Source organism: Amycolatopsis sp. EV170708-02-1 (assembly GCF_022479115.1).
Classification (GTDB): Bacteria; Actinomycetota; Actinomycetes; order Mycobacteriales; family Pseudonocardiaceae; genus Amycolatopsis.
This window is the reverse complement of sequence record NZ_CP092497.1, coordinates 9496794-9518828: the sequence shown is the minus strand read 5'-3', so window position 1 is coordinate 9518828 and position 22035 is coordinate 9496794. Positions and strand designations below refer to the sequence as shown.

Annotated in this window: 20 protein-coding genes; 10 read left to right on the top strand and 10 right to left on the bottom strand. The window is 68.7% G+C overall.

All coding sequences use genetic code 11. The features are described 5' to 3' along the window. Positions 1–71 precede the first annotated feature (71 nt). A complete protein-coding gene (gene lysA / locus MJQ72_RS43830) occupies positions 72–1415 on the top strand; it encodes a diaminopimelate decarboxylase (RefSeq protein WP_240596786.1) in 1344 nt (447 codons plus the stop codon). A gap of 168 nt (positions 1416–1583) precedes the next feature. After that, positions 1584–2078, top strand: coding sequence for an Lrp/AsnC family transcriptional regulator (locus tag MJQ72_RS43825; RefSeq protein WP_037334827.1), 495 nt, complete (start codon positions 1584–1586; stop codon positions 2076–2078). A 69-nt stretch (positions 2079–2147) separates the two neighbouring features. Here the strand turns inward: MJQ72_RS43825 and helR are convergent, their stop codons facing one another. Next, positions 2148–4352, bottom strand: coding sequence for an RNA polymerase recycling motor ATPase HelR (gene helR / locus MJQ72_RS43820; RefSeq protein ID WP_315860811.1), 2205 nt, complete (start codon positions 4350–4352; stop codon positions 2148–2150). Positions 4353–4531: 179 nt separating this feature from the next. Next, positions 4532–6343, bottom strand: a complete 1812-nt coding sequence (locus MJQ72_RS43815; protein WP_240596784.1) for a LamG-like jellyroll fold domain-containing protein — start codon at positions 6341–6343, stop codon at positions 4532–4534. Between the two features lie 77 nt (positions 6344–6420). On the opposite strand from MJQ72_RS43815, the gene MJQ72_RS43810 reads away from it, so the two are divergent. After that, positions 6421–6948: a hypothetical protein gene (locus MJQ72_RS43810; RefSeq protein WP_240596782.1), complete on the top strand. Its 528-nt coding sequence runs from the start codon at positions 6421–6423 to the stop codon at positions 6946–6948. Here MJQ72_RS43810 and MJQ72_RS43805 read toward each other — a convergent pair whose 3' ends face one another. Both MJQ72_RS43805 and MJQ72_RS43800 read right to left on the bottom strand, forming a co-directional pair. Next, on the bottom strand, positions 6949–7413 hold the full coding sequence (locus tag MJQ72_RS43805) for a DUF6328 family protein (RefSeq protein WP_240596780.1): 465 nt from the start codon (positions 7411–7413) through the stop codon (positions 6949–6951). Then, entirely contained in the window at positions 7358–8320 is a 963-nt protein-coding gene (locus MJQ72_RS43800; RefSeq protein ID WP_240596778.1) for a DMT family transporter, read from the bottom strand. Before MJQ72_RS43800 ends, MJQ72_RS43805 begins: the two co-directional genes overlap by 56 nt. A gap of 83 nt (positions 8321–8403) precedes the next feature. On the opposite strand from MJQ72_RS43800, the gene MJQ72_RS43795 reads away from it, so the two are divergent. Further along, positions 8404–8955 carry a superoxide dismutase family protein gene (locus MJQ72_RS43795; RefSeq protein ID WP_240596776.1) on the top strand — a complete coding sequence of 184 codons (552 nt, stop codon included), beginning with the start codon at positions 8404–8406 and terminating at the stop codon, positions 8953–8955. Here MJQ72_RS43795 and MJQ72_RS43790 read toward each other — a convergent pair. The 4 genes from MJQ72_RS43790 to MJQ72_RS43775 all read right to left on the bottom strand — a co-directional run bounded on the left by MJQ72_RS43790 (position 8952) and on the right by MJQ72_RS43775 (position 12971). After that, positions 8952–9353 (bottom strand): TIGR03667 family PPOX class F420-dependent oxidoreductase, encoded by a 402-nt coding sequence (locus tag MJQ72_RS43790; RefSeq protein ID WP_038521298.1) that lies wholly within the window; start codon positions 9351–9353, stop codon positions 8952–8954. The genes MJQ72_RS43795 and MJQ72_RS43790 overlap by 4 nt on opposite strands. A gap of 44 nt (positions 9354–9397) precedes the next feature. Then, positions 9398–11359, bottom strand: a complete 1962-nt coding sequence (locus tag MJQ72_RS43785) for a DUF2339 domain-containing protein (protein ID WP_240596774.1) — start codon at positions 11357–11359, stop codon at positions 9398–9400. 72 nt (positions 11360–11431) lie between these two features. Then, complete coding sequence (gene uppS / locus MJQ72_RS43780) at positions 11432–12190, bottom strand: polyprenyl diphosphate synthase (protein ID WP_240596772.1); 759 nt, start codon at positions 12188–12190, stop codon at positions 11432–11434. A gap of 205 nt (positions 12191–12395) precedes the next feature. Beyond that, complete coding sequence (locus tag MJQ72_RS43775) at positions 12396–12971, bottom strand: hypothetical protein (RefSeq protein WP_240596770.1); 576 nt, start codon at positions 12969–12971, stop codon at positions 12396–12398. A gap of 200 nt (positions 12972–13171) precedes the next feature. Here MJQ72_RS43775 and dusB point away from each other — a divergent pair, with 200 nt between their 5' ends. The 6 genes from dusB (at position 13172) to phoU (ending at position 19915) form a co-directional block, all read left to right on the top strand. Further along, complete coding sequence (dusB, locus tag MJQ72_RS43770; protein WP_016337992.1) at positions 13172–14317, top strand: tRNA dihydrouridine synthase DusB; 1146 nt, start codon at positions 13172–13174, stop codon at positions 14315–14317. Between the two features lie 357 nt (positions 14318–14674). Beyond that, positions 14675–15508 carry an alpha/beta fold hydrolase gene (locus tag MJQ72_RS43765; protein ID WP_240596768.1) on the top strand — a complete coding sequence of 278 codons (834 nt, stop codon included), beginning with the start codon at positions 14675–14677 and terminating at the stop codon, positions 15506–15508. 58 nt (positions 15509–15566) lie between these two features. Further along, on the top strand, positions 15567–16178 hold the full coding sequence (idi, locus tag MJQ72_RS43760) for an isopentenyl-diphosphate Delta-isomerase (RefSeq protein ID WP_240596766.1): 612 nt from the start codon (positions 15567–15569) through the stop codon (positions 16176–16178). 65 nt (positions 16179–16243) lie between these two features. Next, positions 16244–16972, top strand: coding sequence for a GGDEF domain-containing protein (locus MJQ72_RS43755; protein ID WP_240596764.1), 729 nt, complete (start codon positions 16244–16246; stop codon positions 16970–16972). An 806-nt stretch (positions 16973–17778) separates the two neighbouring features. Continuing rightward, a complete protein-coding gene (locus MJQ72_RS43750) occupies positions 17779–19173 on the top strand; it encodes an LCP family protein (RefSeq protein WP_240601586.1) in 1395 nt (464 codons plus the stop codon). 79 nt (positions 19174–19252) lie between these two features. Beyond that, entirely contained in the window at positions 19253–19915 is a 663-nt protein-coding gene (gene phoU, locus MJQ72_RS43745; RefSeq protein ID WP_016337999.1) for a phosphate signaling complex protein PhoU, read from the top strand. Between the two features lie 414 nt (positions 19916–20329). Here the strand turns inward: phoU and pstB are convergent, their stop codons facing one another. Beyond that, positions 20330–21106, bottom strand: coding sequence for a phosphate ABC transporter ATP-binding protein PstB (gene pstB, locus MJQ72_RS43740; RefSeq protein ID WP_016338000.1), 777 nt, complete (start codon positions 21104–21106; stop codon positions 20330–20332). A gap of 10 nt (positions 21107–21116) precedes the next feature. Beyond that, positions 21117–22034 carry a phosphate ABC transporter permease PstA gene (gene pstA / locus MJQ72_RS43735; RefSeq protein ID WP_034312630.1) on the bottom strand — a complete coding sequence of 306 codons (918 nt, stop codon included), beginning with the start codon at positions 22032–22034 and terminating at the stop codon, positions 21117–21119. Between the last annotated feature and the right edge of the window lies 1 nt (position 22035).

Sequence of the window (22035 nt, the reverse complement as noted above, 5' to 3'; positions counted from 1 at the left end):
CCGGGACGGCCGGGCCGGGTCGATCGGAGTTGTGCTGAGGAGGCACTGACCCGATCGACGCGGAGGTAACCGTGACGCTCAGCGAGCTCCTGCCCAGCCTCGGCTGCGAGGCCGCCGACCACCTCGAACCCGGGGTCTGGCCACGGAGCACCCGGCTCGGGCCGGGCGGGGAACTGCTGTTCGCGGGCGCGCCGGTGTCCCACCTCGCCGCGAGGTTCGGGACACCGGCGTACCTGCTCGACGAGGACGAGGTCCGGCAGAACGCCCGCGCGTACCGGAAGGCACTGCCCGACGCCGAGGTGGCGTACGCGAGCAAGGCGCTGTGCACCCGCGCGGTCCTGCGCTGGGTCGCCGAAGAAGGGCTTTCCCTCGACACCTGCTCGGCGGGCGAGATCGCGGTGGCGCGGTCGATCGGCTTCCCCGCCGAGCGGATCCTGCTGCACGGCAACGCGAAGACCCCCGAAGACCTCAAAGCCGCCTTGTCCTACGGCGTCCGCCGCATCGTGGTGGACTCGCTCGACGAGATCGAGCAGCTCGGCGCGCTGGCCACCGGCGCGCAGCAGGTGCTGATCCGCGTGACCCCCGACGTCGCGGCGGGCACGCACGCGGCGATCACCACCGGCACCGAAGGACAGAAGTTCGGCTTCTCGCTGCGTGAGGGGGTGCGCGACAACCTCGGGCGGGCCGTGTCCGCCGTGCTCGCGCAGCCCGGGCTCCGCCTGGCCGGGCTGCATTGCCACATCGGTTCGCAGGTGTCGCGGGTGGATTTCTACGAACTGGCCGCCCGCAAGATGATCGGCGTGCTCGTCGCACTGCGTGAGAGCCACGGCGTCACCCTGCGGGAACTGGACCTCGGCGGCGGGCACGCCGTGCGCTATCTGCCCGGCGACACGGGTTTCGACATCGACGGCTATGTGCGCCGTCTGCGGGTCGCGCTCGCTTACGAATGCTCCTCGCACGGCTTCCCCCAGCCGAAGCTGACGATCGAACCGGGCCGCGCGATCGTCGGCCCGGCGGGGATCACCGTGTACCGGGTCTGCGCGGTGAAACGCGGCTCGCGCACTTTCGTCGCCGTCGACGGCGGGATGAGCGACAACGCGCGCCCGGCGCTCTACGGGGCGGCGTACACCGCGCGCCTGGTCGGCAGGCGCAGCCGCGCCGCCCGGCGGCCGATGACGGTGGTCGGGCGGCACTGCGAATCCGGCGACGTCCTCGCCGACGGGCTCTCGCTCCCCGACGACGTCCACCCCGGGGATCTGCTCGCCGTCCCGTGCACCGGGGCATACCACCACTCGCTCGCGTCGAATTACAACCTCGTCGGCAGGCCGCCGGTGGTCGGCGTCTCCCGCGGCACCGCGACGCTGCTCGTCCGCCGCGAAACCGAGGAGGACCTGCTGAAACGCGACCTCGGCTGACGCGTCATCCGAAAACCTCGTCACTCGCCCTATCGAACGACAGAATCCTTCGCGCGAAGGCGCCGAGAAAGAGAATCACGACAAACAACTTAACGGCGGTAGCATTCTGGACACTTATCGATACGCTGCGCGACAAGAATCGCATGCCGAAACAAAGGGAGGGACGGCATGGGTGACGAACCACGCGCGCAGATGGAGCAGCGCACACCTAGAGGTTTGGACAATACCGATCGCACTCTGATCGCTCTACTGCAAGTCGACGGGCGGGCCTCGTTCACGGCCTTGGCCAAGGCCGTCGGGTTGTCGGAGGGCGCCGTGCGGCAGCGCGTCCAGCGGCTGCTGCGGGACGAGACGATGCAGATCGTCGCGGTCACGGATCCGGCGAACGTCGGGCTCGGCCGTCAGGCGATGGTCGGGATCAAGGTCCAAGGCGATCCGCGGGCGGTCTCCGACCAGCTCTCCGGAATGCCGGACGTCCACTACGTCGTACTGACCGCGGGAGGCTACGACCTGCTCGCCGAGGTCGCCTGCCGGGACGACGAACACCTCTTGAGTGTGCTGAACGACGACATCCGGCCCATCCCGGGTGTCGTCAGCACGGAGACCTTGGTCTACCTGAAACTCGCAAAACAGACATACGCCTGGGGCAACCTGACCAGATAGGCGCTGTTGGGTCGTGAGTGGCAAGGACGGTTAGAACCGTCCTCGCCACTCACGACACGTTGGCACCCGCTAGACGCAGTGCAGGTAAGCGTCGGGAGTCCGCCGCCCGGAATCAAGACCGCGGAGGACTTTCGGCAGCACCCCGCGATACAAGACCCCGAGCCGCTGCGTCGCCCGCGTCAGCGCGACGTACAGTTCCGCCTCGCCGCTCGGGCCTTCCGCGAGGATCCGCTCCGGATCGACCACCAGGACGGCGTCGTATTCCAGCCCCTTGGTCGCGGACGGCGCGATCGCGCCGGGCACTCCCGGCGGCCCGATGACGACCGACGTCCCCTCGCGTCCCGCCTCTTCGCGGACGAACTCGGCGACGGCACCCTCGATGTCCATTTCGGACAGTCGACGCGCCCACGGCCGAACCCCGCACGAACGCACCGATTCCGGCGGCACGACGTCCGGTGCGAAACTCGCCAGCAGTGACGCCGCCACCGCCATGATCTCCGACGGCGTCCGGTAGTTGACCGTCAGTTTCCGGTACACCCACCGATCCGCGACGTACCGCGAGAGCATCTCGTCCCACGAGCGCGCGCCGGACGGCGACCGGCGTTGCGCGAGATCCCCGACGACGGTGAACGACCGGCTGGGGCAGCGCCGCATCAGCACCCGCCAGTCCATTTCGGACAGTTCCTGTGCCTCGTCGACGACGACGTGCCCATAGGTCCATTCCCGGTCGGCGGCGGCGCGTTCGGCCAGATCCCGCTCGTCGCGTTCGGCGAACCGGTCCGCCAGTTCCTCCGCCATCAGCACGTCCGTCGGCCGGAGCGCGAACTCGTAATCGTCGTGGTCGTCTTCGACCTCGACGATTTCCAGCACCCGCTCGGCGTATTCCTTGCGTGCCAGCCGTCGCCGCTCCTCCGCCCGGCGCTCGGCGGTGCGATCCCGGCCGAGCAGTTCGACGGCTTCGTCCAGCAGCGGCACGTCGGACACCGTCCACGCGTCCGCTTCCTCTCGGAACAGCGCCGAATCCGCCCCGGCCGCCCGCAAGCGCTCCGGCGAGGCGTACAGGTCGGCGAGCAGCCGCTGCGGCGTCAGCGACGGCCAGAGCCGATCGAGCACCACGCCGAGCTCTTCGCTGGCTTCCAGGTCCCGGCGGGCGTTCTCGAGCATCTCCGGGCGGGTGTGCTCGTCGTCCGGCGGCAGCCAGCCCGCGCCGAGCCGGTCGACCGCGCGCACGGCGAGCGTGGCGATCACCGTGCGCTCGAAGACGGCCTTGGCCTCGTTGTGCAGCAGGCCGCTTTCCCTCGCGACCTCGCGCGCGGCGGCCGCGACTTCGGCGTCCAACGGCACGGTGACGTCGTCGAGCTCGATCGGCTCCGGTTCGGCCGGCAGCTCCTGGCGATCCGCCACCGCCGCCGCGAGCACGTGGAGGATCGCCAGCGAACCCTTGATCCGCTGGACCGGCGGCGGATCCTCCCGTTCGGTGCGCAGACCGGCGACGAGGTCACCCGGGGTCGCGAAGACGGCGCTGGTCTCGCCGAGCGACGGCAGGACCCGGCCGATGTGGTCGAGGAAGCCGCTGCTGGGCCCGACCACGAGCACGCCGCGGCGTTCCATGCGTTCCCGTTTCGTGTACAGCAGGTACGCCACGCGGTGCAGCGCCACCGCCGTCTTCCCGGTGCCGGGGCCGCCCTCCACGACGACGACCCCCGCGTGGTCCAGCCGGATGATCTCGTCCTGCTCGGCTTGGATCGTCGCGACGATGTCCCGCATCCCCTCGCCGCGTGGCGCGTTGACCGCGGCCAGCAGCGCGACGTCACCCCGTTCACCCGCCGGGTCCGGACGGCCGAAGACCTCGTCGGTGAAGTCGAGGACCTCGCGCCCGAGGGTGCGGAATTGGCGTCGCCGGGCCATTCCTTCCGGCGACGCGCCCGTCGCGCAGTAAAACGCGCGCGAAGCCGGCGCCCGCCAATCCAGCAGCAAGGGTTCGTAGTCGTTCTCTTCGTCGAAAAGACCGATCCGGCCGACGTACGACCGTTCTCCCGAAAGGGCGTCCAAACGGCCGAAACAAAGACCCTCGTCGGCGATCTTCAGCCTGGCCATCTCGCGCGCCTTCGCCCCGACGGACACCTCGCGGTCGGACAGCGCGAAGCCTTCTCCGCGCAGCGCACCGGCATAAGCCTCGCTCACGCGCACGCGCTCGGTGTCCAGCCGCCCGTAGAGCGACGCCACATATCGCCGCTCGGATCGCAATTCCTCGTCGTACCCCTGATTTGACAAGTTCCCCTCACAGCGGTTAGACTGACAACACATTCGGCGTACTGATCAGTGAATCTGATACGGGCGCCGATTTTTTATTGTCCACCGCTTGTCAAGAGACCCCCGGAATTCCCCGGAAACGACCGTGCGCGATAATGGGGACGGATATCCACCATTACCGCGCACGATCCGCACCGCACTCAACCGAGCATGAACTCGCGGGGGTCCAGCGCCCTGCCCACCACCCGGACGTCGCCGAGCCAGCCGTGGAACGCCTGCTCGACGATCGAGTCGTAGGCGTAGGCACCGATCAGCCACGAGCCGCCGGGATTCGCGATCCCCGCGGCAGGCGTCTTCGGATTCCGCAGCACCGGGCAGCCGTCGACGTAGAGCGTCGTCCGCCTGCCGTCGTTGACCGCGGCGACGTGGATCCATTCCTGCAACGCCAGTTCGTGTCCCCAGCAGGTGGAGATCCCGTTCTGGTTCACCGGGAAAACCGCCCACTGGAAAGCGGCACCGTCCGAAAGGGACAGTGTGGCTGACGGCTCGCCGGGATCGTCGCCGGTCTTGCCCGCCTTGCCGCCCGAGCCCTGCCTGCCGAAGATCGCGGCCCAGGCATGCTTGCCGTCCTTGAAATCCTCGGGCAGTTTCACGAACGCCTCGACGGTGTAGCCGCGGTCGAACGTCTCCGCGTTCATCGGCGCGGAGTCCGCCGTGCGCAGATACCCGCCGCGAGCCGGTTTCTTGCCACCGTCGAACCGGAGGCTCGACCTCGACGGCTGCCGCGTGGAGAACTCGCTCGAGAACCGCAACGCCTCGGGCGCGCTACCGGACAGGGTCACCCGGACCAGGTCGTTGCCCCGGCCGGAAAGGTCACGGACACGGTCGACGGGCGCGCCGTCCCGGCCCTCGAACCGCCAGTACGCCACGGTCCCGCGGATCAGCTGGCGTTCGGCGGGCCGCGCGGGCGGCACCGGGACCGGCGCGAAACCGGCGAACCTCGACTCGAAGTCGATCTCCAGGCTGAAGTAGTCCGCCGGGCCGGTGCGTTCGATCTCCTGCCGCTGCAGCTCGTTCAGCCGTGGAGCCTGGTCCGCCAGCCACGGCGAGACCGTGCGGACGTCGATCACGTTGCGCGCGAGGTCGAACCGGTAGAGCCGGATCATCGCGCTGCCGCCGTAGTACCGGTCCTGGTAGTTGGTGATGTGCAGATGGACGTCGTGGCCCGCTTTGTTCTGCTTCACCATGCGTCCGGGCGGCCAGTAGTGCCCGTTGAGCGTCAGGAAGATCTGGTCGTTCCCGGCGACCAGTTCGTCCCAGACCTTCTGCCCGAACTCCGAGAACTGGGCCTGCCCGGCCTCGTCGGCCCATACCAATTCATGGATGGTCAGAATGGCCGGAAGCCGCGGATTCCGCGCCAGCACCGACCGCGCCCACTCCAGCCCGCCCGCCGACGGCCGCCAGTCGAGCGCGAGCAGCAGCCACTCCCGGCCGCCCGCGCGGAAGACGTGGTGGCTGTTGTAGCCGTCCGGGCTCGCGCCGCGGAAGGTCCGCGAACCGCGCTGCCGCTGCGGCCCGAAGGCGTCGAGGTACGGCGTGCGGCCGCGCTGGTCGTCGGTCGAGGACTTGATGTCGTGGTTGCCGGCGAGGGTGCTGTACGGGAACCGGCGCCGGTCGAGATGCTGGAAGGAGCGGCTGATCTGGTCGAACTCGCCCGGCTGCCCGTTCTCGGTGAGGTCGCCGAGATGCGCCAGGAAGACGATGTTCTCCTCCCCGCCGGTGACATACCGCAGCGTGGCGTCCAACGGCGCGGGGTCGCCGCGGTCGGCGTCGAAGAGGTACTGGGTGTCGGGCAGGACCGCGAGGGTGAAGCGGCCGTCTTCGGTGTCCGGGCCGCGGCCGAACGTCGCCGAGGCCGCGGGGGCGCCTATCGCGGGTAACGCGGAGACCGCCGCACCGGCGCCGAGCAGGCCCGCGCCGCGCAGGAAGGTCCGTCTGGATGAGTCGTTCACGGCCGCAACCTACGGTCGCGGAGGCAACGCGTCCCGAACCGCGGGTGAACACTTGCCCCGCTCGGTAGCTTCGTCCCATGGGGAACGTCAAACGCTGGCCCGTGCTCGCCGGGGTCGGTGTGGTGGTGGCCGCGGCAGGCTGGTGGATCGTGGACGAGATGCCGACGGTGGACGACGCCGTCGCCAGGGAGGCGCTGCCGCCGATCGACGAGCATCTGCGCGCGCTCGCCGGCTCCCGCGACGCGGGCGTCCGCTGGGTGTGCACGCAGAAGGTGATCGAGACCCGGCCGGACGGTGACCAGGTCAAGATCGGCCTGGTCGCCAGCTGCGACGAGGTCACGAGGGACGGCGACGGGCTCGTCACGCTCGGCGGATTCCGCCGTCAGCCGATGGTCTACCGCGTCGAACGCACTCCCGGCGGGTTCCGCGTGCTCGACCGGAAGTTCGCCGAAGACGGCGCCGGCTACTCGCGTTCGGTCAAGGAGATGTTCTCGTGGGTCGGCGCCCGCCGGGTGCTCGACGGCGCGAGCCCGGACGACCCGAAGTCGGTGTCGGCCGCCGCGTTCGGCCTGCCCGAAAGCACCCCGGTGCGCACCGGCCGGTGATCAGTCGCCGTTGCGGTCGATCTTCTTCGGCACGACGAACCACATGACGACGAACAGCACCCCCGACACCACGCCGAAGATCGTCATCGCGATCGGGCCGAAGACGACCTTGGCGATGAGCGCGACGGTGGTGGTGATGGCGGCCGCCAGGCAGCCGAGGCCGACCAGGACGGAACGATTGCCGACGGTGAGGATCCGCTCACGGTTCCCGGTGCGGAACAGCAGCCGGTGCCACGCGGCGGGCGCCGTCAGCAGCACGGTCGAGCAGACCGTGAGCAGGACCGCCGTCAGGTGGACGGATTTCTCGAATCCGCTCGCGTTGTGGAACTCGTCGGTGAACACCACCGTGAGCAGGAAACCGAAGAGGATCTGGACACCGGCCTGCGCGACCCGCAGCTCCTGCAGGAGCTCACTGACGTTGCGGGTCAGGCGCTCGTTCTTCGTCTCGCCGGTGTGCTCGACCATGTGGCGGCTCCAAGACCATCGGTTGACGCCTGACCTTTTCGTGCCAGCCGAGCGACGTCACTGACACGACCACCACGGCGAGGCCCAGCCACTGAGTACCCGACAAATCGGCGTTCAAGCACAATACGCCGATCACGGCCGCGGTGACGGGGAACGCGAGCTCGGCCAGCGTCGCCCTCGCGGCGGGGGTCGACCGCAGGCCCAGGTAGTACAGGCTCAGCGCCAGCAGGCCAGGGACCAGGGCGAGCAGGCCGAGCCCGAGCGCGTTGTCCCAGCCGACCGCGAACCGGCCGCCCTGGTACGCCACGATGCCCGCCGCGACCGGGAGCCCGACGGTGAAGCGCAGGGTGGTGACCTCCTTCGGCGCCAGTTCGGTGGAGAGCATCCGCCCGAGCACCGTGCCCGCCGCCCACAACGCGGCCGCGCCGATCGCCAGCAGCGCCGCCTTCGCCGCGGCGACCTGGATGTTCAGCGGATCCTTGAACGCCAGCAGCCAGGCGCCGAGCAGCGCCGGGACGGCGAAGAAGGCGTACCCGGGGCGGACCCGCTCACGAAGGACGAAATACGCGGCGAGCACGGCGAACACCGGCTGGAGCTTCTGCAGCACCAGCGGCGTCACCGGGTCGCCCAGTTTGAAGGCCGCGGTGAACATCGCCGTCGCGAGCGCGGAGGATCCGCCGCCGATGGCGAGCACGGCCAGCCATTCCCGTGGCCCGGTGCGGCGCAGCGCGCGGAAAGCGCCGGGAATGAAGGGACTCAGCACGAGCACCACCAGCAGGTGCTCCCAGAAGACGACCGTGGCCGCCGGGAGCGCCTCGGCGAGCGGGAGCCTCAAAAGCCCGTCGGTGCCCCAAAGAGCGGCGGCGACCGCGACCAGCCAAGTGCGATCCGGAGGGTTGCTACTCACGTATCCTGCCCATAGTTTGAGAATGATCGCCCGACCGAGTGACCACCCTGGCGTGTCCGATTCGTGCGGACTAGGCAAGGGGCATGCGCCCCGTCCCCGCACTCGCCCTCGTCCTGTCCGCGGCCGCACTGGCCCTGACCGCCGGCGCCGGACCGGCCACCGCCGTCCCCGGCTCCCGGGTCCACGTGATCACCGCCAAGAGCGGTCTCACCATCTACAAACCCGATCTGGCGCCGCCCGGTGCCCGCGCGCACGTCTTCGGGTTGACCTCCAAGGCCTTCGGCACCTCGACCGCGGTCCTCGTGACCGGCCTGCTGCCCAACCGCGAATACGGCGCCCACGCGCACACCAAGCCGTGCGGCGCCACCGGTGATCTGGCCGGCCCGCACTACCAGAACGTCGAAGACCCGGTGAAGCCGTCGGTGGACCCGGCCTACGCCAACCCCCGCAACGAGATCTGGCTCGACCTCACCACCGACGCCACCGGCCGCGGCGTCGCCGTGTCCAAAGTGGACTGGACGTTCACCGACCGGCGCGCGAACTCGATCGTGATCCACGAAACGCATACGCACACCGACCCGGGCCACGCCGGGACCGCGGGGGCCCGGCTGGCCTGCGTGACCGTCGGTTTCTAGAAGCCCCACGTACGTTCGGGCCGGATCCTGATCCGGACGCTGTACTCCCGGTCGAATTTCGGGACGTCGTAGTCGATCGCCGGGTAGTGCTTCTCGTACTTGGCGAGGAAACCCGGCTGCTCCGACGCGAGACCGTCCGGCAGGATCTCGGCCTTGCCGCCGATCACCAGGATCGAGCCCCCGTGCTCGTCGCTGTTGAAGTGGAGGCTGACCTCGGAGTTGGCTTCGATGTGCCGGGTCTTCGCCGTGTCCGGCTGGCTGAAGACGATGAAGTCGTCACCGTCGAGCACGAACCACACCGGGCGGGGCGAAGGGCGTCCCTTCGGGCTGATCGTGGTCAGCCAGGCGACGTTCTCCTTCGCCCGCTCGGCGAGCCGCGGGTCGGGTTGGTAGGTCATGCACCGACCAACCACGGCCCCGCGGCTTTTCTTCCTCGTTCCGGTCAGCGAGACGCGACGAGTTTCGCGTAGCGCGTCCCCGCGCCGAGCAGCACCAGACCGGCGATGAGGAAGGCGGCGACCCTGGCCAGGCCGTCGAGCGCGGAGAGGTCGAACAGGACCAGCTTCAGCACCGCGGCGCCGACCAGCACGAACCCGATCACCCGCAGGTTGACCGCCGAGATGCCGCGGATGAGCAGCACCAGCGCCGCGACCGTCCACGACACCGTGATCACCACGTGGCCGAGCAGGAAACCCGACCGGCCGGGAACCACCAGCAGCGCGCCGCACAGCACCAGCGCGCCCGCGCCGTAGAGCCCGCAGAGCCCGGCGAGGATCCACGGCGCCACGTTCTCCGCCGCGGCCTTGAACAGCCCGAGCCGGTGCGAGACCCACGGAAGCGTGATCGAGGCGGCCAGGATCGCGAGGGCCACCAGGAACGCGGCGGCGAGGTCGGCGTCCGGACGGTTACGGATCAGGAAGAACAGCGTCGGCGGGACGTCGATGACCAGCGCGATCATGCCGCCGATGACGGCGAAGCCCATCCCGCCGAAGAGCGCCACGTGCTTCTTCGTCCACAGCGCGACCAGCGCCAGCAGAACCGCTTCGCCGATGAGGATCCCCGAACGGGCACTGCCGTCGAACAGCGTCATCGTCGTCTGCAGGGCCGCGACGAGCCCGGCGGCGCCCGCGAGCTCACCCGTCCAGCCGTCGAGCCACTGCCCGGCCGCCCACACCGCGAGCAGCACCAGCGCGACCGAGGCGGTGACGAGCACGGCAGGGGTCTTCGGCAGGAACAGCGCGGCGAGCAGCGACGGCGCGGGGGCGACGGCCAGCAGGGCGAGCGCGGCGGCGTCCCCGCTCCGCTTGAGGGTGACGATCAAGGCGAGGACGAGCCCGACCCCGCCCGCGGCCAGCGCGGCGGCGGTGTTGGCCGCGCTGCCGCCGACGCCGGTGAACGAGGTGCTGCAGACCGACGCGATCAGCGGCGGGATCCCGGCCGCGACCGCGACCGACGGCCACGACTGGCGCAGCTGCACCGGCGTCGAAGCGACCTGGACCACGAGCAGGAACGCGACCAGCTGCGGGGTGAACCCCTGCGTGATGATGGGCGCGCAGATCACGCAGCCGAGCACGACGGCAGTCGCGAGCAGCGACGACTTCCAGCGCACGGCCAGCAGCAACCCGCCGACCGCGATCAGGAGCCCGATCGCGAGACCGGCGTAGGCCGGGAGGTACTCGTACATCGTCGTCGCGGCGATGGCGTCGAGGTACAACGCGCCGATCCCGGTCGCGGCGAGCGCGAACGCACCCGTGCGGCCCGCCGGCGTGCGGTGCAGCCTCAGGCCGATCCCGACCAGCACCGCGCCGAGCACGGCGCCGCCGATCACCCGCGGCATCGGGCCGAACCAGCCACGCTGGATCGCGAGCACGAGGAACAACACGATGCCGAGCAACGTGACCGCGCCGCCGATCCAGGCCAGGAGCCTGCTGCCGGCGCCCTCCTTGCCCAGCCTCTCGGCGAGCGACACCTTCGGCGCGGGCTGATACGGGCGGTAGGGCTGCTGCGGCTGCTGGCGGTACTGCTGCTGTTGGTGCCACTGCGCGTACTGGGCCTGCTGGTAGCGCTGGTACTGGGCGTGCTGCTGGTAGTGGGGGTGCGGGTAGGGCTGCTGGTATTGCTGCTGGGGCACCTGGGGCTGCTGCGGCTGGGCCTGGTTCGGCACCTGGGGCTGCTGCGGCTGTCCGGCCTGCGGCTGCGGGCCCGAGGGCTGCTCGGCCTGCGGTGCCGCGGCCTGCTCCGCCTGCTGCTCTTCCTGTTCAGGCGCTTCTTCGGGCTTCGGTTCCGCCGCGGACTGGACGGTCCGCAGCTCGGTGCCGACCCGCGCGAGGCGGGCCCCAAGGTCGTCGATCTCCCCGGCGAGCCTGAGGAGCACATCCCCATCGGTGGTCATGGCGATCAGCATGCGGCCTGAGGCGCTCCGGGGGATCCGTAGCACTACTCAATCGTGATGACGATGTGGTCGCGACCTGCAAGATCATCGCGATCTGGCCCACACCCGGAGTGCTCTCAGGAGGTCCACGTACCGGAAGCCCGGCCAGTTGACGTCGCAGAAGTACAGCCGGGAATCCTTGGCCTGCCAAAGCAGGAATCCGGACAGCCGGACCTCGCCGCTGGTCCGGATGATCAGGTCGGGATCGGGACTGCCGACCGTGTACAGATGCGCGGCGAGCGCGTCGACGGAGACGGACTCCGCGATCTCCACGAGGGACTTGCCGTCCGCCGCCCCTTCGAGCACGAGATCGCGGACGGCGTCGACGATCTCCTCGCGGCTTCCGTACCCGATCGCGAGGGTCAGCTCAGGCCCCGTCGCGTCCCGAGTGTCCTCTTCGGCCTGTTTCAGCACTTCGGCCGTCGACGACGGCAGCATGTCGAGACGTCCCACCGGCGCGACGCGCCAGTTCGCGCCCGGGGCGGTGAGCCGCTCGCGGACGACGTCCTCGATCACCTGCATCAAGAAGGCCATCTCCGGCGAAGCGCGCTTCGTCAGGTTGTCGACCGAAGCGAGGTACACCGTCACGTGCCCGATGCCGAGGCCTTCGCACCACGACATCAACCGTGCGATGTGCTGAGCTCCGTGACGATGCCCCTCGCGGACGTCCTCGAAGCCCATCGCGCGGGCCCAGCGGCGGTTGCCGTCGATGATCACGCCGACGTGGCGCGGCAACGGACCTTGGAGGAGGCGGGCGCGGAGCCGGCGTGCGTAGAGGTCGTCGAGTCTGGTCCGGACGCTCATGAAGGCGAAGCTACCGAAATCGGGATTCGGCGCGCTGAACGCTCATGAGCTTTCATATGCGCTCATGAGGGCACATGAGCTACGCTTGAAGTGCCGTCCGAGCTGTTTCGGATGACGTGGAGTGCGGCGCCGTGGGCGTCGCACGAGTCGCAAGGCCAGGTGCACCCGGGGAATACCGGGACCCTGGCCTTACGCATGTCCGGGCTCAGGAACGCGTGTCGACCTCCAGCTCGATCGCGCACTCGGCCAGCTGGTCGGCGTAGTCGGGAATTCCTTGTCGACGCGCGCGGACAGCACCAGCGACGATGTCGGGGATCCACAACAGCGGCTCATCGACACCGCGAGCGTGCCGAACGCGAAACGCGGCGCCCTGAGGCAGTGAAAAGCGGCTCTGTTGGACAGTGCGCACATCACGAGCGTCGAGCTGAGCGGTTCGGCCTTCAGCGACCAAAAGGCCGACACCGAGCGCGTGCAACTCCATCACCAGACGCTGCAAGCACAGAGCACGGCCTCGTTCCTGCCGTCGCGCCGGCACCGGAGCGCCCACCGCCACCAGGTGTAATTCCCCTAAGTCGGCGACCCGCTTGACGACCGCTCGTTTCTGACCGTCGGTCAGCACGTTCCAATGCAGTTTGCCCGTGCGTTCGGCCCGTACGCCGAACATGACCTCGCGGAACTCGGCGTGCCGTTCAACGGGTAAGACCGCGGCCGCGAGTACATAGAAACCGCCGTCATCGTCCTCTTTGAACGATTCGTCGGCGAAGGCCTGGAGCGCGGACATCAGCCGAGCCTATGGACCCTGTCCCGACGCATTCGGTACGGTCCGAGCCCCCTTCGCAACACCGCTGCTTCCGCTCCCTCAACGAGTGAAATTGGTGATGCGGAGCTACCCGGGCCACTGTCTGGATTTCGGGACATCCGACATCCCGAAATCAACACGGAGACCGGCCCACCTGCGAGTGACAGACACCACAGGCGACAATGGAGGACGTGACAGCCACCTTGAGCAAGCCCAGCCTGAAGATCGGCCCCTACGAGGTCGATCCTCCGGTCGTGCTCGCTCCCATGGCGGGCATCACCAACGTCGCGTTCCGGCAGCTGTGCCAGGAGTACGGCGCCGGCATCTACGTCTGCGAGATGATCACCGCCCGCGCGGTGGTCGAGCGCCACCCCGGCACCATGCACATGATGACCTTCGGCGAGAACGAAAAGCCCAGGTCCATGCAGCTTTACGGGGTCGACCCGAAGACCATGGCCGAGGCCGTCCGCATCATCACCGGCGAGGGCCTCGCCGACCACATCGACAGCAACTTCGGCTGCCCGGTGGCGAAGGTGACGCGCAAGGGCGGCGGCGCGGCGTTGCCGTTCAAGCGCAAGCTGTTCGCCGACATCGTGCGCGAGTCGGCGAAGGCCGCGGCCGAGGCGGGGGTGCCGTTCACGGTCAAGTTCCGGGTGGGCATCGACGACGACCACCTGACGTACCTCGACGCCGGGCGTATCGCCGAGGCGGAGGGCGCGGCGGCGGTCAGCCTGCACGCTCGCACCGCCGCGCAGCGCTATTCCGGCCAGGCCGACTGGACGAAGATCGCGGCGCTCAAGGAAGCCGTCACGAGCATCCCGGTGCTCGGCAACGGTGACATCTTCTCCGCCGAGGACGCGCTGCGCATGGTCGACGAGACCGGTTGCGACGGCGTCGTCGTCGGCCGCGGCTGCCTGGGCAGGCCGTGGCTGTTCGGCGAGCTGGAGGCCGCCTTCGCCGGCCGCCCGCAGCCGACGCCGCCGAATCTCGGCGAGGTCGCGAAGGTGCTGCGCCGCCACACGGAACTGCTCGTCGAACACGACGGTCACGACAAGGCCATGCGCGACATCCGCAAGCACATGGCTTGGTACTTCATGGGTTTCCCGGTCGGTTCCGAGCTGCGGCGCGGCTTCGCGATGCTGTCCAGCATGGACCAGCTCGACGACCTGATCGCCAAGCTCGACCACGACGCCCCGTTCCCCACCGCGGCCACCGGTCCGCGCGGGCGGCAGGGTTCGCCGGGCAAGGTCACGCTGCCGCACGGCTGGCTCGACGACCCGGACGACGACTGCGTCCCCGAGGCCGAGGACATGCACTCGGGCGGCTGAAACGAAAAACGCTCCCGCCGGGCGGCGGGAGCGTTTCGTTCACGACTCAGGTTCCCCTGGTCTTGTAGGCGAACTTCCACTGGTCGTGGTCGACCTCGAAACACCGCATGGTGATCGTGTAATACCGGGCCATGTTGCTCTGCTCGGGTTGCCGTCACAGACCCCGAGCACCGAAACCTGTTCCGGTTCCTCCTGCGCGACCGCGACATTCGCCGCGGTGACACCGATTCCGCCCGCGAGCGGTGTGACACCCCAGTGCGGCCGAAGATCGGCAGCGCGTTCATTAGACGATCAACGAACACTGGTCGTCAATCCCTTGCCGCTTGCCGGAAACCGGAGACCCGTAAAGTCGCAGTCGTGATCGAGCAGCTGAGCATCCCCACCGCGGCCGGTTCCTTCGACGCCATCGCGGCGGGCCCCGAGGACGGCCGCCCCGTCCTGCTGCTGCACGGGTTTCCCGAGGCCGCGGTGGAATGGGAGCACCAGGTCGCGACGCTCGGCGTGCTCGGCTATCGCGCGGTGGCCCCGGATCAGCGCGGCTACTCGCCGGGCGTACGGCCGGAACAGGCCTCCGACTACGGGATCGACGATCTCGTCGGTGACGTCATCGCGATCGCGGATCGCTTGGGGTGGAACGAATTCGATCTCGTCGGGCACGACTGGGGCGGCGCCGTCGCGTGGTGGACGGCCGATGCGCATCCCGGCAGGCTCCGCAGTCTCGCGGTGATTTCGACGCCGCATCCGGCGGCACTGGCGGAAGCCATGAAGACCGACGAGGACCAGCATCTCCGTTCGGCGTACATGACCGAATGGCGCCAGACCCGCGTCACCGAACGCCGGATGCTCGAGAACAACGCCGACGCGCTGCGCCGCATGTTCGACTGGAAGGTGCCGCCGAGCAAGATCGACGAGTACGTCCAGCGCCTTTCCGAGCCGGGCGCGCTGACCGCCGCGCTCAACTGGTACCGCGCCGGCCGTCCCGGCGGGAAGATCGGGCCGATCGAGGTTCCGACGCTCTACATCTGGAGCACCGAGGACGCCGCCTTCGGTTCGACGGCCGCGCTCGACACCGCGAACCGGGTCACCGGGCCGTACCGCTTCGAGATGATCGAGGACGTCTCTCACTGGGTCGTGGAGGAGGCTCCCGAAGCCGTCACATCTTTGCTCGTGGAGCACCTTTCATCCCACTAACAGGGGTAACACTGGTCGCGGTACCGGTTACAGCGAGCCTGCTGGTTCAGTGGGTCCGATGAACAACATGACCGAAGTGGACACCGAACGCATCGTCTACGTCACCGAGGACGGCGAGCCGACCGGCGAAACCGCGCCCAAGCTGGCCGCGCACCACGAGCACACCCGGCTGCACCTGGCGTTCTCCTGCTATCTGTTGCGCAGCAGCGACCAGGCCCTGCTGATCACCAGCCGCGCCGCCACCAAGAAGGTGTGGCCCCGGGTCTGGACCAACAGTGTCTGCGGGCACCCCGCACCGGGTGAACCGATCGAGGAGGCCGTCCGGCGCCGCGCCGCCTTCGAGCTCGGGCTGTCCCGGCTGAACGGGCTCCGGTGCGTCCTTCCGGCCTACCGTTACTCCACGCCGCCGTTCGAAGGCGTGGTCGAGAACGAGTTCTGCCCGGTCTTCGTCGCCTGGGTCGACGAAGATCCGGAACCGCATCCCGACGAGGTCGGCGACTGGCGTTGGCTGAGCTGGAATGATTACGCACTGTTGCTGAATGACGATGTGACTGACGTGAGTTACTGGGCGAAGGATCAGTTTTCGCAGCTCAAGGACGCCGAGCCATTTTCGTCCTTACGGAACGACGCTTCGGTGCGTGACAATGGCGCCGAACCGTCGTCCTCTTGAGCGATATTCACTTTGGCCCGTACTCATACCTCAAGAGATCCCTCCTATACGACGAAAACCAATTCGTGGCGGAGGTGAGCGTGGCAGCCGACGACGAGGCCGCGCTCCCACCGGGCGCGCCGACCACCGATCTGCTCAGCCTCCACGAGTCGATCGCCGGGGTATTGGCCACGCAGGGCGACTGGCGACGCGCGTACCACCACCTCAAATCCGCCTTCGACCTCGCCAGGGCGGGCAACCTGCGGGACACGCTGACGTCCAGCTACAACCGCCGCTACCTCGACCAGTGGCTGCACGGACCGGCCGTCGACCACCGCGGTCCGCCCGGCGTCGCGATCGCGCTGGTCGACCTCGACCTGTTCAAGGACGTCAACGACACGTTCGGGCATCTGGTGGGCGATCGAGTGCTCCGCGAGGTGGCCGACCTGCTGCAACAGGGACTTCCGCCGGAGGCGTTCTGCGCCCGCTACGGCGGCGAGGAGTTCGCGCTCGTCATCCCGGACGTCGACGCCGCCCGCGCCGTGCGTATCGCCGACACCGCCCGTATCCGGGTCGCGCGCCATCCGTGGCGCCGCATCCGCCCCGGCCTCTCCGTGACGATCAGCGTGGGGCTCGCGCACGAAAGCCGCGCGGAGCCGGATCTCGCGGCCGAACCGGAACGGCAGTTGCGCAGCGCCGACGCTTTGTTGTATATGGCGAAACGGGCGGGGCGAAACAAAGTAGCCTATCAGGATAGGGAATCGTCGCGCACGATTCCGCATCCGATGAACGCGGCGGAGTCCGCCGGCGCTTAGCCACCTGCCGACACTCACTCAGTCGACCGTCGCACTCTGCGTAGTGGTTTCGAACCTTTTAACGCAGCTTTAACCACGACCGCTCACCCGATCGCATGGACCGTTCGGCGCTTCTCGGTACCTTGGGTGAAGAAAATTCCGGGATGGTTGTCGTCACGAACCTGAGGTGTCCGTACGATAACGAAAGAGCTTCGACGCCAGGCCTGAAAGGAGACCGAGTGCCCGACGAGCACCACACCCCGGGGACCGGTCGCCACAGCAACACCGACAGGAATGCCGGTGAGCGCGGCCGCAGGGCTCGACGCCGCTCGATGGACACCCACGGCGGGATCAGCGTTTCCGACGTCGTCGCACGTCATACGGGTGAACGCCCGATCTTCGACCCGTCCGCCGAGGCGCCCGCTCCGCGTCGGCTCCGGCAGGGCGAGGAGCCTCCGAGACCCGGAGCGCGTGCCGCTCGGACGGAACCTCCGGCACCTCGTCGCCCTCGGCCCGCCGCCCCCGTCGAAAGCCCGGCGCCCGCGCCCCGCGCGGCCAAACCCGCCGCCCCGCGGGCCCAGATGCCGCCGCGGAACCCGCAGCCCGAAGAGGCCCCGCGCCCGCCTCGCGCGCGCCAGCCGCGCCGCACTCCGCAGGCCGCGCCCAGCCCAGAAGCGCCGACACAGCGCCGCCCGCCCGTGGTGAGCCCCGGCGCGCAGCAGCAGCCCGCGGTACCGCCGCCCCCGCGTCGTCCCCGCCGTCCGGCGCAACGGCCGGTGCAGCAGGCGCCCGCCCCGCCGTCGCCGGGTGTGCCGCCGCGGTCCGAGATGGACCGGCTCACCATGACCGACGAGCTCGAAGCGATCGACGACGCGACGATCATCAAGCGCAAGATCGACCACACGCTCGCCCGGTTCTCCGCCGCGCACGACGAACTCGAGGCCGAAGAGGCCAAGAAGCGCGAACGCCGCGAGCGGCTCGCCTTGCGCCCCGCCGCCCTGCTGGAGCAGACCCGCACGGCACTGCAACGGGTGGTCACGACCGCCGACCCCGACCCTGCCGAGGAATCCGCGCCGCAGACCCGGCTGCAGGAGAAGAAGGAACGCAAGACCAGGCAGACGGCCAAGGCGGGCCGGATCACCGCCGCCGTGGTCGCCGCGCTCGTGTTCCTCTCCATCGGCTCGGCGTGGGGCGCCCAGACCTGGTTCGACGCGAAGTTCAACACCGTCGCCTCGCTCGACGAGGACTCGTCCGACATCCAGGACGCCGCGGGCCAGACCGGCGACGAGAACTTCCTCATGGTCGGCTCCGACACCCGTGACGGCGCGGCCGCCGAAGACGGTGTCGGCGACGCCGACGGCACCCCGGGCGCCCGTTCGGACACGGTCATGATCGCGCACGTCCCCGCCGACAGGCAGCGCGTCGTGATGGTGTCCTTCCCGCGCGACCTCGAGATCAGCCGTCCCGAATGCAAGCGGTGGGACCCGGCGACGTCGTCGTACTCGGAGGAGACCTCGCCGGCGCAGAAGATCGCGAAGCTGAACACCGCCTACGCGGTCGGCGGCCCGCAGTGCGTCACGAAGGTCATCCAGCAGATCACCGGCATGAAGATGAACCACTTCGTCGGGATCGACTTCAACGGCTTCAAATCCATGGTCGACGCCGTGCAGGGCGTCACCGTGTACAACGAGAAACCGGTCGACGACACCACGCTCGGCATGATCATCCCGCAAGCGGGCGAAACGCGGATCTCGGGCGACCAGGCGCTGAACTACGTCCGGGCGCGGCACGTCAAGGGCGACCCGACGTCGGACTACGGCCGGATCAAACGGCAGCAGGCCTTCCTCGGCGCGCTGCTGAAGACGGTGATGTCGAAGGACGTCATCCTGGACACCGGCAAGCTCAGCGGCTTCATCGACGCGTTCGCCAAGGCCACCTTCGGCGAGAACCTCGGCATCAACCAGATGATGACGCTGGCGAAGTCGATGCGCGGGATGGGCTCGGACAAGGTCAAGTTCCTCACCGTGCCCACCACCGAAGAGGCGAACAAACGCGGCAACGAGGTGTTGCTGCAGAGCAAGGCGAAGGCCGTCTTCGACGCGTTGATCAACAACACCCCGCTGGAAGAGAAGGCCCCGGCGCCTCCCGCGAGCGATACGGCGTCGCCCCCGACCAGCTCGGCCAAGTCCGGCGGAGCCAAGAAGAGCAGCAGCTCAGGCTGAGGATCATTCGTTAGTCCGGGTTCATGTCAGGTTCACTCTGGGATGCGGCTTTTGGCCCTTGTTCCCGTAGGGTTGGGCCATGCGTGAGGCTTACCATGTCGAACTCGAACAGCTCGCCGAGAACCTAGCGAGCATGTCCCTCCAGGTCGCCGACGCGATGGAGCGGGCGACCCGGGCGTTGCTCGAGGTCGATCTCGGGCTCGCCGAGCAGGTCATCAGCGACGACGCGAAGGTCGACGACGCGCGCGCCGAATGCGAGGAGCAGGCGTACGCGCTGCTGGCCCTGCAGGCACCCGTCGCGACCGACCTCCGGACCGTGCTCGCCGCGATCCACGCGGCGGAAAGCCTGGAGCGGATGGGCGATCTGGCGCTGCACGTGGCCAAGGCCGCGCGCCGCCGTCACCCGGACCCCGTACTGCCCGAAGAGGTGAAGGCGGACTTCGCCAAGATGGGCGAGGTCGGCGTGAGCCTGGCCCGTCAGGTCGAGCAGGTCATCAAGTCCAAGGACGTCGAGGCCGCCCGCACGATCGAGTCGGACGACGACGAGGTCGACGAGATCCACAAGCACCTGTTCACGGTCATCATGGACCGGAACTGGGACCACGGCGTCGCCGCGGCCGTGGACGTCACCCTGCTGGGCCGCTTCTACGAGCGCTTCGCCGACCACGCCGTCTCGGTCGCGCGCCGGATGATCTTCGTGGTGACCGGCAAGATGCCCGGCTACGGACCCGACGAGCTGTAGGGGCTGAAGGGGACTTTCCCCGCATAGGACGTAGCGAAGGGGGCCCTTCACCGCATCTCATGCGGTGAAGGGCCCTTTCGCCGTCTCCCCGGCCCACACCCCGCCCTGCGCCACGGTGCCGTCCCACGTGACTGAATGGCCGGCACCCGTGACAGGACGGACGACACCTGTGTCCAGCCGGACGACACGCGTGATTGGACGGACGTCTCGCCGCCTGCCTCGCCACCGCGGGTGTCGTCCGTCCAGTCACGTATGTCGTCCAGCCAGTCACGCGTGTCGTCCGGCTGATCACGTGCGTCGTCCGGCCGGTCACGCGAGCGAAATCGCCGGTTCGGCACAGCCCCCTTGCGCGTGAAGGCCCCTTTCACCTCGACTCAGCCGAGGTGAAAGGGGCCTTCACGCACTAAGGGAGACTCAGCCGAAGCGGCCCGAGATGTAGTCCTCGGTCGCCTTCTCGTCCGGGTTCGAGAAGATCTTCTCGGTGTCGTTCAGCTCCACCAGGCGCCCCGGCTGGCCGACGCCCGCCAGGTTGAAGAACGCGGTCTGGTCCGAGACCCGCGCCGCCTGCTGCATGTTGTGGGTCACGATGACGATCGTGTACTCCTTCTTGAGCTCACCGATCAGGTCCTCGATGGCCAGCGTCGAGATCGGGTCGAGCGCGGAGCACGGCTCGTCCATCAGCAGCACGTCGGGCCGCACGGCGATCGCCCGCGCGATGCAGAGCCGCTGCTGCTGACCACCGGAGAGGCCGCCGCCCGGTTTGTTCAGCCGGTCCTTGACCTCGTTCCACAGGTTCGCGCCGCGCAGGGCACGCTCGGCGACGTCGTCGAGCTCCTTCTTGCCCTTCGTGCCGCCGAGCCGCAGGCCGGCCACGACGTTGTCGCGGATGGACATCGTCGGGAACGGGTTGGGGCGCTGGAACACCATGCCGATCGTGCGGCGGACCTGCACCGGGTCGACCCCGGCGCCGTAGATGTCCTCGCCGTCGAGCAGCACCTCGCCCTCGACGCGGGCGCCGGGGATGACCTCGTGCATCCGGTTCAGCGTGCGCAGCACCGTCGACTTGCCGCAGCCCGACGGGCCGATGAACGCGGTGACGTTCCGCGGCGGCACCGAGAGGGTGACGCCGTCCACGGCGTGGAATTTGCCGTAGTAGATGTCCACGTCTTTGACGTCGATTCGTTTGGCCATCTCAAACAGCTCACTTCTTCTTCGGGGCGACAAGACGGGCAAAGAGCATGGCGAGGAGGTTCACGATCGCGATGATCAGCACCAGGGTGAGCGCCGCTCCCCAGATCCTGTCGAACGCGACGGTACCTTCGTCGAACGGGTTGCTGACCCGTTCGTTGTTCATCAGAAGCGGCAGTGCGGCCTGTTCGCCACCGAAGATGTCCCAGTTCACGTAGGCGGAGTACCCCACGAGGACCAGCAGCGGCGCGGTCTCGCCCATGACCCGGGCGAGCGCCATCATGATGCCGCCGATGATGCCGGACAGCGCGGTCGGCAGGACGATCTTCATGATCGTCTTCCACTTCGGCACGCCCAGCGCGTACGAGGCCTCGCGCAGGTCGTCCGGGACGATCCGCAGCATCTCCTCCGAGGAGCGCACGACCACCGGGATCATCAGCAGCACCAGGGCGAGCGACACGGCGAAACCACTGCGCGGCAGGCCGAACGTGGTGATCCACAGCGCGTAGATGAACAGCGCCGCGACGATCGAGGGGACACCGGAGAGGATGTCCACCATGAAGGTCGTGATCTTCGCGAGTTTGCCGCGGCCGTATTCGACCAGGTAGATCGCGACCAGCATGCCGATCGGCACCGCGATGATCGCGCAGACCAGGCCCTGCAGCACCGAACCGATGACGGCGTGGGCCACGCCGCCGCCGACCTCGTCGGACAGCACCGAGCCGAAGTCTTCGGTCCACCAGTTGCTGTAGGGGATCCGCTTGACACCGTTGATGACCACCGTGGCGAGCAGCCACACCAGCGGCACGACGGCGATCAGGAACGACAGCCAGATCAGTGCCGTGGCGAAGCCGTTCTTGGCCTTCCTGGCCAGGCTGACCTGCTGGAAGGCGGGGGTGGTGGCGGGGGTCTTCTCGAGCGTGGTGGACATG

Bases quoted from the DNA above. Each gene is read 5' to 3' on its own strand.
- MJQ72_RS43825 (WP_037334827.1), top strand. From the start codon at position 1,584: ATGGGTGACGAACCACGCGCGCAGATGGAGCAGCGCACACCTAGAGGT.
- MJQ72_RS43810 (WP_240596782.1), top strand. From the start codon at position 6,421: ATGGGGAACGTCAAACGCTGGCCCGTGCTCGCCGGGGTCGGTGTGGTG.
- MJQ72_RS43805 (WP_240596780.1), bottom strand. From the start codon at position 7,413: ATGGTCGAGCACACCGGCGAGACGAAGAACGAGCGCCTGACCCGCAAC.
- MJQ72_RS43795 (WP_240596776.1), top strand. From the start codon at position 8,404: ATGCGCCCCGTCCCCGCACTCGCCCTCGTCCTGTCCGCGGCCGCACTG.
- MJQ72_RS43790 (WP_038521298.1), bottom strand. From the start codon at position 9,353: ATGACCTACCAACCCGACCCGCGGCTCGCCGAGCGGGCGAAGGAGAAC.
- MJQ72_RS43785 (WP_240596774.1), bottom strand. From the start codon at position 11,359: ATGCTGATCGCCATGACCACCGATGGGGATGTGCTCCTCAGGCTCGCC.
- uppS (WP_240596772.1), bottom strand. From the start codon at position 12,190: ATGAGCGTCCGGACCAGACTCGACGACCTCTACGCACGCCGGCTCCGC.
- MJQ72_RS43775 (WP_240596770.1), bottom strand. From the start codon at position 12,971: ATGTCCGCGCTCCAGGCCTTCGCCGACGAATCGTTCAAAGAGGACGAT.
- dusB (WP_016337992.1), top strand. From the start codon at position 13,172: ATGGAGGACGTGACAGCCACCTTGAGCAAGCCCAGCCTGAAGATCGGC.
- idi (WP_240596766.1), top strand. From the start codon at position 15,567: ATGAACAACATGACCGAAGTGGACACCGAACGCATCGTCTACGTCACC.
- MJQ72_RS43750 (WP_240601586.1), top strand. From the start codon at position 17,779: ATGGACCGGCTCACCATGACCGACGAGCTCGAAGCGATCGACGACGCG.
- phoU (WP_016337999.1), top strand. From the start codon at position 19,253: ATGCGTGAGGCTTACCATGTCGAACTCGAACAGCTCGCCGAGAACCTA.
- pstB (WP_016338000.1), bottom strand. From the start codon at position 21,106: ATGGCCAAACGAATCGACGTCAAAGACGTGGACATCTACTACGGCAAA.
- pstA (WP_034312630.1), bottom strand. From the start codon at position 22,034: ATGTCCACCACGCTCGAGAAGACCCCCGCCACCACCCCCGCCTTCCAG.